At 61.1% G+C, this 11,456-nt stretch carries 10 protein-coding genes; 1 reads left to right on the top strand and 9 read right to left on the bottom strand.

What is annotated here, in order from left to right:
• Positions 1-209 precede the first annotated feature (209 nt).
• The 6 genes from AB6O04_RS11190 to AB6O04_RS11215 all read right to left on the bottom strand — a co-directional run bounded on the left by AB6O04_RS11190 (position 210) and on the right by AB6O04_RS11215 (position 7,050).
• Positions 210-1,238 carry an NADP-dependent oxidoreductase gene (locus AB6O04_RS11190; protein ID WP_368563990.1) on the bottom strand — a complete coding sequence of 343 codons (1,029 nt, stop codon included), beginning with the start codon at positions 1,236-1,238 and terminating at the stop codon, positions 210-212.
• A 319-nt stretch (positions 1,239-1,557) separates the two neighbouring features.
• Positions 1,558-2,169 carry a TetR/AcrR family transcriptional regulator gene (locus AB6O04_RS11195; protein ID WP_368563991.1) on the bottom strand — a complete coding sequence of 204 codons (612 nt, stop codon included), beginning with the start codon at positions 2,167-2,169 and terminating at the stop codon, positions 1,558-1,560.
• 525 nt (positions 2,170-2,694) lie between these two features.
• Positions 2,695-3,129 (bottom strand): Hsp20/alpha crystallin family protein, encoded by a 435-nt coding sequence (locus AB6O04_RS11200; RefSeq protein WP_368563992.1) that lies wholly within the window; start codon positions 3,127-3,129, stop codon positions 2,695-2,697.
• Positions 3,130-3,881: 752 nt separating this feature from the next.
• A complete protein-coding gene (locus AB6O04_RS11205; RefSeq protein WP_368563993.1) occupies positions 3,882-4,937 on the bottom strand; it encodes an ROK family protein in 1,056 nt (351 codons plus the stop codon).
• Between the two features lie 485 nt (positions 4,938-5,422).
• Positions 5,423-6,463 (bottom strand): pyridoxal-phosphate dependent enzyme, encoded by a 1,041-nt coding sequence (locus tag AB6O04_RS11210; RefSeq protein WP_368563994.1) that lies wholly within the window; start codon positions 6,461-6,463, stop codon positions 5,423-5,425.
• Positions 6,464-6,573: 110 nt separating this feature from the next.
• Positions 6,574-7,050 (bottom strand): Lrp/AsnC family transcriptional regulator, encoded by a 477-nt coding sequence (locus tag AB6O04_RS11215; protein ID WP_368563995.1) that lies wholly within the window; start codon positions 7,048-7,050, stop codon positions 6,574-6,576.
• Positions 7,051-7,184: 134 nt separating this feature from the next.
• Here AB6O04_RS11215 and AB6O04_RS11220 point away from each other — a divergent pair, with 134 nt between their 5' ends.
• Entirely contained in the window at positions 7,185-7,817 is a 633-nt protein-coding gene (locus AB6O04_RS11220; RefSeq protein WP_368563997.1) for a glutathione S-transferase family protein, read from the top strand.
• A gap of 256 nt (positions 7,818-8,073) precedes the next feature.
• On the opposite strand, the gene AB6O04_RS11225 is transcribed toward AB6O04_RS11220, so the two are convergent.
• The 3 genes from AB6O04_RS11225 to AB6O04_RS11235 are packed head-to-tail and all read right to left on the bottom strand — an operon-like array spanning position 8,074 to position 10,996.
• The gene (locus AB6O04_RS11225; protein ID WP_368563998.1) at positions 8,074-9,015 is read right to left on the bottom strand and encodes a YbhN family protein; all 942 of its coding nucleotides are present in this window, start codon (positions 9,013-9,015) and stop codon (positions 8,074-8,076) included.
• A complete protein-coding gene (gene clsB / locus AB6O04_RS11230; RefSeq protein WP_368563999.1) occupies positions 9,012-10,259 on the bottom strand; it encodes a cardiolipin synthase ClsB in 1,248 nt (415 codons plus the stop codon). The genes AB6O04_RS11225 and clsB overlap by 4 nt, the downstream gene beginning before the upstream one ends.
• On the bottom strand, positions 10,256-10,996 hold the full coding sequence (locus tag AB6O04_RS11235; protein WP_368564000.1) for an endonuclease/exonuclease/phosphatase family protein: 741 nt from the start codon (positions 10,994-10,996) through the stop codon (positions 10,256-10,258). The genes clsB and AB6O04_RS11235 overlap by 4 nt, the downstream gene beginning before the upstream one ends.
• Positions 10,997-11,456: the final 460 nt, after the last annotated feature.

The raw sequence follows: 11,456 nt of genomic DNA on the forward strand, positions 1-11,456 counted from the left end.
TGCGGTGATCATCCTGTAAGAATGGGGATAAGTGCATCGGAGTGTAGTAAATCCGTTTACGAGTGGAATCGCGAAGCAGCAGAGTGTTCTCGGTTCGAATCACGTAATGCATTTACTTGAGGTGCTCGTCGAACACTGCTGAAGCGATCCGATAAACGGTAGATGTTCGGGAAAGCAAGACTCATGATGCATCGGAACTTCCAGCGGATTTACTCCGCGACGCGAACCACCACCTTGCCGAAGTTCTTTCCTTCCAGCAGTCCGATCAACGCGGCGGGTGCATTCTCCAGGCCATCCGCTATGTCTTCGCGCAGCTTTACCTTGCCTTCGGCGACCCATGCGCTCATGTCCCGATAGAACGGCGCGAAGCCATCGGCGTAGTGATCCAAAATGATGAAGCCCTGCGCGCGGATGCGCTTGTAGAGCAATATGTTCATCAGCATCGGCAGGCGATCCGGACCAGGGGGCAGTGCCTTATCGTTGTAATGCGCGATGATTCCGCACACGGGAACGCGCGCGCCGATGTTCAGCAATGGCAACACGGCATCGAACACCGCGCCGCCGACATTTTCGTAATAGACATCGATGCCGCCCGGGCATGCGTTGGCGAGCTGTTGGGCGAACTGCGGATCGTAGCGATCCAGGCAGATGTCGAAGCCGAGCTTCTCGACCACGTAGCGGCACTTGTCGGCACCGCCGGCGATGCCGGCCACGCGCGCGCCCTTGAGCTTGGCTACCTGCCCGACCACCGCGCCAACGGCACCACTGGCGGAAGCCACGACTACCGTTTCGCCCGGCTTGGGTTCGCCGATGTTCAACAGCCCGTGGTACGCGGTGAAGCCCGGCATGCCGAGCACGCTCAGTGCGTAAGAGGGATGTGCGGTGTCGCCGAGCGCCATCAGCTCCTGGCCGTCCGACAGCGTGTAATCCTGCCAGCCCGCAGTGCCCGACACCAAATCGCCTTCGCGGAAATTAGGATGCTTGGAGGCGACCACGCGACTTACCGTACCGCCGACCATTACCTCGCCCAGCGCCAGTGGCGGTGCGTAGGATGGGCGGTCGCTCATGCGGCCGCGCATGTAGGGGTCCAGCGACAGATACACCGTGCGCAACAGCACTTGGCCTTCCGAAGGCGTGGGCACGGGAGCCTCTTCAAGACGGAAATCCTGCAGTGTTGGTGCACCCTGCGGGCGCGCTGCCAGGACGATGCGGCGGTTGGTGCTGGGGCTCTGTGGCATGTCGTTTCTCTTGTCAGGATGGAGTTGAGAAGAAGCGGAGCGTGGGTCGAACAACGGCAGCGGATTGCAGGAGATCGGGTGGATCGGCGGTGAAGCATCCTCGTCCGAGGTAATGAAGGAGCGTCACCCCGGCGAAGGCCGGGGCCCAGCGACTTTGCTGGATGAAGTGCAAGGCTCTGGGTCCCGGCCTACGCCGGGATGACGGCCATTGAGACGAACGTCCACCGTCGGCAATCGCGAGATGTAATTAGACCGGTCGTCTAGGTCTGGGGCAAACGAATGATCAAACGAAATAATCACGTGGACGATCGATCGCGCTTCAAGACAAAACAGGAAGATTCAGCAACTGCCGCGTGCCGGTCATCGCCATATCCAACGGCTCGCGATTGCGGTTGATCTTGGCAAGCAGACTCGCGCCCAGCCACGTCTGATACAACGTCGCCGCCAGTACGTTTGCGTCCTGAACCACCGGTAGCGACCCGTCGGCTTGGCCGTCATCAATGCAACGCGCCAAACGCTGGATGATCCCTTGGATGCCCCGTTGCAAGGTCGTGCGCATGCCTTCGGACAGATCGCAGACTTCGGCGCTTAGCTTGACCGCCAGGCACTTGGCATTCGGATCGTCGCTGGTTTGGGTGACCAACCAATACTGCCAATAGCTCATCAGCCGTTCCGCCGCCGTGCCGGGGCGCCCCAACAGGTCATCCAGGTGGGCCAGTTGGCCGGAGAAATACGAATTCAGCAGCGCATCGCCGAATGCTTCCTTGGAAGGGAAGTAGTGATAGAACGAGCCCTTCGGGATCCGCGCGGCCGCCAACAGTTCCGTCAGGCCGACCGCGGTAAAGCCCTTGCCGACCATCAGGGGTTTGGCGGCATCGAGGATGTGCTGCCGGACATCGGGCTGTCGGACATCAGGGCTGGCGGTGTTCATGGCGCGCATCCTAACTTCGATTAGACCGGTCGTCTAGTCCTCGGATCGACCCCAGCGCGTATTCCCCGGTAAGGCCTGTGGCCGTGCTGAAGGTGCCGCTGCTTTTGTAGGAGCGGCGTCTCGCCGCGAACTCTTCCTGCCAGATCGCGCCAGAAGCGAAAAGCTCTTCAACAGCGAAGCTGGTCAAAGCTCTTCAACAGCGAAGCTGGTCAAGCTCTTCAACAGCGAAGCTGGTCAAAGCTCGCGCCGAGACGGCGCTCCTACAAGAGTTCGCGGAACGTAGGTAGGCCGGAGACCCCACACACGCTTACTGTTCGCCACCTGGACGTGCTGCGACGCGCTCTTGGCTGCGCGCACGGAGCGGCTATCGGGCGCGGATCGGCGTTCCGCCGCGAGCTCTTCCCATCAGATCGCGATAGAAGCGAGAAGCTCGCGCCGAGACAGCGCTCCTACGATAAAAGCCCGGCGCTAAGAAAATCGGCCGCCCGGCAAAGCTAAGGACTGCCGATAGACAATAACCAGCGATTACGAATTCAACACGGAGCCGACTTGTATACGGCGTGGTGTCGTTTCCGGCCGCTTCGGAATGATCATCTGCAAGACACCGTTATGGCCCGATGCGGTGATGCCATCCGGGTCGGCACTGTCCGGCAGCGCGAAGCGGCGATGGAAGCTGCCGTGGCGGCGCTCGATCCGCGAGAAGGTTTCGCCTTCCCTATTTTCCTCCAAGCGCCGTTCGCCCTTGATGGTCAACGTGCCTTTCTCCATCTGTACGTCGATGTCCTGAGGATCGACGCCAGGAATGTCGGCGTAGAGCACGAAGCGGTCGGTCTCCTCCTTGATGTCCACGCGCGGTATCCATTGGCGGGTAACCACCGAGGATTCATCCGTGGATTCATTCTGGAACAAACTCCCCTCAAACAGGCGGTCAAAGACTTGCTTGATCGGATCCTGCGTCAAGCCTTGGCCGGGCTATTGGGGGTGACGAACCATTCTGTTCATGGCGAGGTCTCCAGTTGGCTAAAGGACGATGATTCCGTCCGACGCTGCAGATAAGGCAGCAGCGGAGCATTTCAAGAGAACAAAAATGGCGGGATTATCCGGCATTAAAAAACGATTAATGAAGTTAACCAGAGCCGTGAAGCCGCTAGGAGAATGCCGGAGCACCGGTACCCAATAACTCAAAACACATAACCACCCCTACCAAGATAAGTAGCAGTGCGCTCACAGCGAGCAGCACCAACGAACGGACTCTCAACTGCTTCAGACGCATGGCCGTCTCCTTTTCGGCTTCTATGTGCTGAACGTGACTGAGCAGATGACTAGGGGCAGCTGTTTCTATTTTCAATACTCCGAAGCCTCAGGACGCGTCCGTCCTCGTAGAGCGGAGCAAGCTCCGCTGCTGTTTGCATGGCGACCCGCCGGGAAAGATGTATGGCTGATGTGGCCGCTGTTGTAGGAGCGGCGTCCCCGCCGCGAGCTCTTTCACCGGCGAGGCGAACAAATCAAAAGCTCGCGCCGGGGACGGCGCTCCTACCTAGGTTTGTCGGACCTGGGTCGGCTCCACGCGGCCGACGCGCGCGGTGCTTCGATCGCTCATGAAGCATTCGACACCCCTCGTAGAGCGGAGCTTGCTCCGCTGCTCTTACGCGGTGGCACGGAAAGCAGCGGAGCGAGTTCCGCTCTACAAAAGTCCAACGCGATGAGGCCCTTCACGCATTGGTGTAGCTGGCATTCCCCAAGCCAGTACCGATCGTCAGCACACCCCAGCGACGCGCCTTGCGCATGCGGACGCGTTCGCTCAAGCCTTGCACCACCGCATCGTTGTGCATCACCACGGCGGGCTGGCTATCGCCGATGTGGTCCAGGTGCTCGCTCAGCGCTTGCGGCAGATTGAACGGCGCTTCCCAGTCACCGGGCAGATTCTGTGCGCCATGCAGAATGCTGCCGTCCTCCTGGATCTGGCCCGGGCAGGCAATGCCGACGAAGGGCGCGAGCTTCACGCCCAACGTGCGAGCCTGGGCCGCCAGCCCGTTGAGCATGCCGGCCAGGCGGGTAACCGCTTCCCCACGGTTGGGTTCGTCATCGGCGTGCCGCCACTGCATGTGCTCGATGACGCGCGCCTTCGATCCGTCGTCTTCGCGGCCGAGCCGGTGTTCGACGATCCCACAGCGCAGGTTGGTGCCACCCACATCCACCGCTAGAAAAGCATCGTGATGTTTGCTGGCCTCGCCGGGTAGCAAGTGCACCCACCCCAGCAGGCCGCCTTCGTCGGCGTCGTGCCGCAGGATGTGCAGGTCCACGCCGGCGCGCGATTGCTTGAGCAGGCGCATCGCCCGCCGGATCGCCAAACCCCCGGTCTTGCTTTCCGGAAGACCGCCGCCCAGCACGATCCGCTCCACGCCTTCCCATTCTTTCTGTGCGAGAAAGCAGCGCACCACGTGAGCCAACCGCTGTGCGTACTCTTCCATCGCGATATGTACCAAGTGCGCGGCGTCGGGATCGCCTCCTACCAGCACCAGATCGATGGCCTTCTTGCCGATCTCATTACTCGGCTCTTTGCCGAACGGATCCTTGCCGGTGCGCTGCTTGCGTGCCGCATCCAACAGATCGCGAAATGCCGTCTGGCTGGCGCGGTCGCCAATGAATCCATCACCCTCCGGGTCGTGGATAACCAGGTTGTAGCTGTCGATCGACAGCCCCGGCAGTTGTATGGCGCCATGTTGGCCGCGGGTATCGGTGGGCTGGGGGGATGACCGCTTGGCCATAGAGGTCGGAATCGCAGAGGAGGGAGTTGCATCCTCTGCCAAACGGCCGTTACGTAGCGTCAACAAGAATCCTCAACCACGACCGCCGCTGTAGGAGTGGCCTCTGTCTATGTAGGATCGGCTTTTGTCTATGTAGGAGCGGCGTCCCGCCGCGAGCTCTTTCCATCAGGTCGCGATAAAAGCAAAGAGTAATTGAAGCCCTGTCGTTCGCCATCTGGGCGCGCTGCGGCGTGCTCATGATCGCGCATACCGGAAGGCCGCCGGGGCGCGGAGCGGCGTCCCGCCGCGAGCTCTTTCCATCAGGTCGCGATAAAGCGAAGAGCTCGCGCCGAGACGGCGCTCCTACAAAAAAGGTTTTTGCCTTTGTAAGAGTCGCCTCCAGCTGCGAGCTCTTCATCGTCAGTACGGTAAAGAAAAGCTGGCTCGGTTAACTCATTCTGGTGCCCCGCGAAGGCTGAGGAAACTCCTAACAGAAATAACCGCCTTCAGTCCGGACCTTCCGTCACCACCAGCAGTACATCGCTGGAAGAGTCCAAGCCATGCAACGCGTGCAACTGCGCATCGGCGGCAGCTTTCAAAAAACCAGCAAGCCCCGCCGCACCGGATGCGGTCGTCTCCGGCCCATCGGCTCTGCGCAGCGCATCGACGGCGAACCGCAACTGGTCGTCGGTGACGACGACCGACTGCGCGTGGTGCCGTTGCAAAATAGCCAGCGCCGGCGCTGAAGCGGTGCCGCAGGAAAGCATCTCGGCGACGGTTTCCAGGTCGCCGGTTAAAGAAACCGGTTGCCCGGCTTCCAGGCCGCGCGCGACGCAAGCGGCGCGTTCCGGTTCGACGACGAGAATCCTGCCGGGAGGACGCATTCGCATATGCAAGCCTTCGGCCATCGCCGCCGCCAACCCCCCGACGCCGGCTTGCACGAACAGATGACTGGGCCGCACGCGCGCTTCATCGAGTTGAATCGCCAGTTCCCGAGTGATGATCGAATAACCTCGCATCACATCGGCAACCACGATGTCGTTAAGGTCGGTAGTGGTGTCCGAAACCAGGATGCCCTGACCGTCGGCCGCCGCTGCGGCCGCCTGTCGTACCGCATCGTCATAGCTGCCATCTACCGTAACAACGGCTCCGCCCAGCGAGCGGATCCGATCGACGCGAAACCGGCTGACACTCACCGGCAGGTGAATGGTCGCCGTGGTTCCCGCCCATCGCGCGGCGGCCGCGACGGCCAAGCCGTGATTGCCGTCGCTGGCACACACCAGCTTCGGCAGCAAACGGGCGCGTTTTGGCCGCAAACGTAGCTTCAGAGGTGTCGATACGCCGGCCGCGCGAGCAAGAGCCCATAGCCCCGCCACCATGCCGCCCAGGAGTTTGAAATTGCCGAGCGGTCGCTCGCTTTCGAGTTTTGCGAACACGCGGGCTACCCCGGTCAGCTTGGCCAGAGAAGGCAGCCCGATCAGGCGGGTCGGGCGATAGTCCTCCCAGATATGGGTGATATCGAAATCGTGAAGAGGTGTCTTTGTCATCCCGCCAGTGTGGCGGAGCGAGGCGATGCCAAGCGTCGATTTCAACCGCGCTTATGCGGCGAAACCGCGGAGGACGCCAGCTTGCTGCGGTGAAGATGCGCCTGCGCGGATTATTCTTCCACGTCCAAGGGAACCGGCACCATCAATCCGCGCTTGAGTACGCCCAGCGCCACGTTGGTCGTGAACCGCTTTACGTTCGGGTTCTCGCTCATCAGCCGGTACATCAGGCCATCATAGGTTTCGGTGTCAGGTGCGGTGACGATCAAGACGAAATCGGTTTCGCCGGTGACATAGAAGGCTTGCTGGACGTGCGCCTGCGCGGCCAACCACGTTCGCAGCTGTGCCAGAAGTTCGGGTCGTTCGCGTTCCACGTGCAGCGAGACCACGAAGAACGTCGGGTTACCCACTTTCTTGGCGTCGACCACCGCGACGTCGCGAGCGATCACCCCTTTCTCCCTCAGACGCCTGAGCCGGCGCTGGATAGCTGACGGCGACAATGGCACCAGCTCGGCCAAGCGCTCGGCGGTCTGGCCAGCGTCTTCCTGGACAAGGTTCAGCAGCTGACGATCGAATCGGTCGAGTTCCATGGCCTGCGCATGTTAGAGCGTCTACAACGCGGAATTTAAGCGAACACAGTAGCAATGTTGCGGCTAAAAGCGATGGTGGCGCTCGTACCATTCCTACTTGGCCATTCTCACCGGCGTCCTTCGCTTGGAACCGCATGAAACTTCTCTATCAAACCCACTCGCCTTACGCCCGCAAGGTCCTGGTCTTCGCCCACGAGGCGGGTTTGGCGGACCGCCTGCAGGTCGTCCATCACGAAACCAGCCCGACACGCAGGAACCCGGAAGTGTTCGCGGAGAACCCACTCGGCAAGGTCCCCGTGCTGGTGCGGCCAGGACTGCCATCGCTGTTCGACTCGGACGTGATCTGCGCCTACCTGGATACATTGCACAGGGGCCGGTTGCACGACGGCCGCCGGTTGATTCCTGTGGAAGGCGAGGCGCGTTGGCAGGCCCTGCGTGTGCAATCGGTCACCCAGGGCATTGCCGACGCCGGTATTGCAGTGCGCTGGGAAACCGTCCGGCGGCCCGAACCGCTGCGGTATCCGCCGCTGAGGGACGGCTACGTGGACAAGCTGATCGCGAGCTACGACTGGCTGGAGCAGGAGTTGGATACTGCGGCGCCGGTGCACGTGGGGCATATCGCGGTGGCCACGGCATTGGCGTGGATCGAGTTCCGCGAACTTCCTGATTTTCGTGCCAACCGGCCCAAGCTCGCTGCCTGGTTCGATGAGTTCGAACAGCGCGCCTCGATGTTGGCGACACCTTTGTCGGGTGAAACAGTGGATTGACGGGTGTCTCGTCCTTCTCCCTCCGGGAGAAGGTGCCCAAAGGGCGGATGAGGGAATGGGAATGACTTGCTAGCGGCACTTCGCTACAAACTGATATCTCATTCCCTCATCCGTCGCTGCGCGCCACGTCGCTCTGCGCCCCGGCCCTGCGCAGCGCGCAGGGCGTTCAGGCATGCACGAGCCATGGCTCGTAAGCCGCATGCCCTCACCCCGGAGGGAGAACGGCAATACGAGAGCTTTTCCACTTCCTAGCGCCTTAAGAGACCGCCCCCCGCTTCCCCTTCGCCTCGAACGCCGCATACAACACCACGCCTAGCAACAACGGCACCAGGTAATAAAACGCGCGATAGACCAACAATGCGGCGAACAATTGCGGTTGCGGTACCAAGTGACCCAGCAGTGCCAGAAAAACCGCTTCCAACACGCCAATGCCAGCAGGGATATGCGCGATGGCAGTAGCGACCGCTGAAAGCATCATCACGCCCAACACCACCGGGTAGGCAACCTGTTGCCCCAGCAGGACGAACAAGAGGGCGGCCATGACCGACCAGTTGGCGCTGGCCAATATCAATTGCAACAAAGCCAGACGCAACGACGGCAGGCGAAAGTGGCGACCGCGCACGTGGAACACGCGGCCGTGCGATAGCCGGCACGCGATCAGATAGGCCACCACGATGGCCAGTAGCGTGAATCCCAGCAGCCGCAAGCCGGAGGTGTCGATTTCCCAGTCTGGTGGTGGCGACAGCACGTGTGCGGCGAACACCGTCCCGGCCACGGCGGCGTAGCCGAGCCAGTTGGTTGAAATACTGAAAGCGACGATGCGATTGATGGTGCCGACGTTCAGTCCCGAGCGCGAGTACAGGCGATAGCGGAAGCCGGCGCTTCCAATCATCGCACCAAGATTGAGACTGAAAGCGTAGCTGATCAGGGTGATCACCATCACTCGCCTTGTCGAAAGCGAATGATGGGCGTAAACCCGAGCCGCCAGGTCGTATCCGCAGTAGAGCAGATAGCTGGTCAGTGTCAGTGCCGCCGCGATCATCAGTGTGGTGATGCGATAGCTGGCGATGGCGTCGCCGACATGGGCCCAATCCACAGAGCGCGCGTAGCGGACCAGCAACGCGGTAACGAAGATGAGGAACACGACGAACAGCCACTTCAAAGCACGCCGAAGATGCGGATGGCGCGGCTTCTTCACGGCGCTTTTCCTGCTTGCTGTGTCTGCGCCTCCTGCACCGCAGGCGGGGCCACCAACGCGGTCTTCGGCGTATGTGCCGGCAGCCAGCCCGCCCAATCGGGGAAATGCCGCAGACAGTGGAATACCACCGGCCGCGTGACGGACTGCCAGAAGCGGCTCTGCGGTACCGTCGCCGGATCCACCACGTAGCAGTGCTGCTGCATGAGATTACTCAGGCGTTCGCGCAGATCACGTGCGAAGACCGGGTCGCGGATGAAGACATTGGCCTCAAGATTCAGCGACAGGCTCAAGGGATCCAGGTTGCTGGACCCGACGGTGGTCCAATCGTCATCGATCAGTGCCACCTTGCCGTGGAAAGGCCGCTCGCAATATTCATAGATGCACACGCCCGCATCCAGCATGTGCCGGTATAGCGTACGGGCGGCGGTCAATGCGATTTGCTTATCCGGCTCGCCTTGGAAGATCAGGGAAACCTTGACGCCGCGTTGCGCCGCATGATGAAGATCGCGCAGGAAGCCGTAGCCGGGGAAGAAATAAGCATTGGCGATCAGTACCTCGCGTTGAGCATTGCGGATCGCATTGCGGTATTCGCGCTCGATGGTGTCGGTACGGTGCGCATTGTCGCGCGGCACGAACAGCGCCTGCGTATCTCCCACCAAAGATGCATCCGGAGGTGCTTCCACGGTCTTGGCGGGACGCCACGATTCACCGGTGCCTTTTGAGGCGATGGCCGCTTTGAGAAAGCTATGGATATCCGCTACCACCGGTCCTTCCAGCTCCACGGCATAGTCCTGCTTTGCCGTTGGTCCGAAATCAGCCAGATGATCGGCCGAATAGTTGATACCACCGACAAAGGCCAGGCGCTCATCGATAACCAGCAGCTTCCTGTGCATGCGGCGGAACACATGCAGGCGCATGCCCAGCCATGGCCGATGCTGATCGTACACGCGGAACTTCACGCCGGCGGATATCAACTTCGCCAGGAAATCCTCGGTGAAGCTCGGCGAACCGTAGCCGTCCACCACCAACTCGACGCGCACGCCGCGGTTTGCCGCCTCCAGAAGCCGCTGGTGAAGTTCCAGGCCCACCTTGTCCTCGAACAGGATGAAGGTTTCCAGCAGTACTTCTTGCTGCGCGGCGGAGATCGCCTCGAAGGTGCGCGCGAAGAATTCCTCGCCATTTTCCAGCAAGCGAGCACGGTTGCCCTCTCGCCACAAGCCACCCGAAACCGATACGTTCTTCACAGTGTGATCTCCGCGATCAGCGGCGCATGATCGGACAGGTGCGACCATGGGCGTGCCGAGAGCACGCGCGGTTCACGGGCGGTGGCATTGCGCAGGTAGATGCGGTCCACCGGGAGTAACGGCCAGCTTGCCGGAAACGTGCGCGCCAACCGGCCGTGCGCTCGTTCGAAGACCTCATGCAGACCGCACGCCAGCATCGTCGAGTGGCCGCGTGCCCGCCAATCGTTGAAATCACCGGCGACGATCAGTGGCGCATCGGCCGGCAACGTATCGATGATGCCGCACAGCAAGCCCAATTGCCGTTGGCGGTGTCCCTCACGCAGGCCCAGATGGACGCAAATGGTGTGCAGTTCGTCAGTGTGGCCGGGTAAGCTGACGACCGAATGCAGCAGGCCGCGTTCTTCGTGCCCATCCATCGATACATCGCGGTTCTCATAGCGGAGGATCGGGAACTTGGACAGCAACGCGTTGCCGTGGTGCCCGTGCGGATAGACCGCGTTGCGGCCATACGCGAACTGGGTCCAGATCGTATTGGCCAGGAACTCGTACTGCGGTCCGTCCGGCCAGTTCAGATGACGCTTGGCATGCCGCGCGTGCTCGCCCAGCACTTCCTGCAGGAACACCATGTCCGCGGAGACTTCGCAGATAGCATCGCGTAGCTCCGGCAGTATGAAGCGCCGATTGAGCAGGTTGAAACCCATATGCACATTCACGGTGAGGACGTTTAGCGCAGGCATTGCGGCTGATGGCGGCCCTGTTGGAGGTTCCGGGGGGATTCTGCCAAGGGGTGGGGCTGAGGGGTGTGAGGATGGCGTGTTGGTGGATTTGCGGAGGAGGTTGTGTGATTGCTGGGTAATGGTGGTGTAAGTAAGCCGCAAGTTTTCAGTATTAAAGCTGTTCATCTGATGCTTCATGGGCGGTGGCGCGGACAATCCATCGGAGCAGATGATCTACGCGCCTGCCGCGGGGCCCTACTTTGCTTTGCTCGTGCAAAGAAAGTAGGCAAAGAGGCGCTCTTCAACAGCCGAATGGCTGGTCAACACGCCCCAGGCGGCGCGCCCCTTCGGGGTTCGCAATCGGGCCGGGATTTTCGGAAGGCACTTGCTCGCTTCGCTCCCAAGGCCGGGGCGCACGCCTTCGGCGCTTGCCCGTTCGCCGGGGCAAAGCAGTGCTTTGCCTTTATCCGGCTCACCCATG

The organism is Pseudoxanthomonas sp. UTMC 1351, assembly GCF_040948865.1.
GTDB lineage: Bacteria > Pseudomonadota > Gammaproteobacteria > Xanthomonadales > Xanthomonadaceae > Pseudoxanthomonas_A.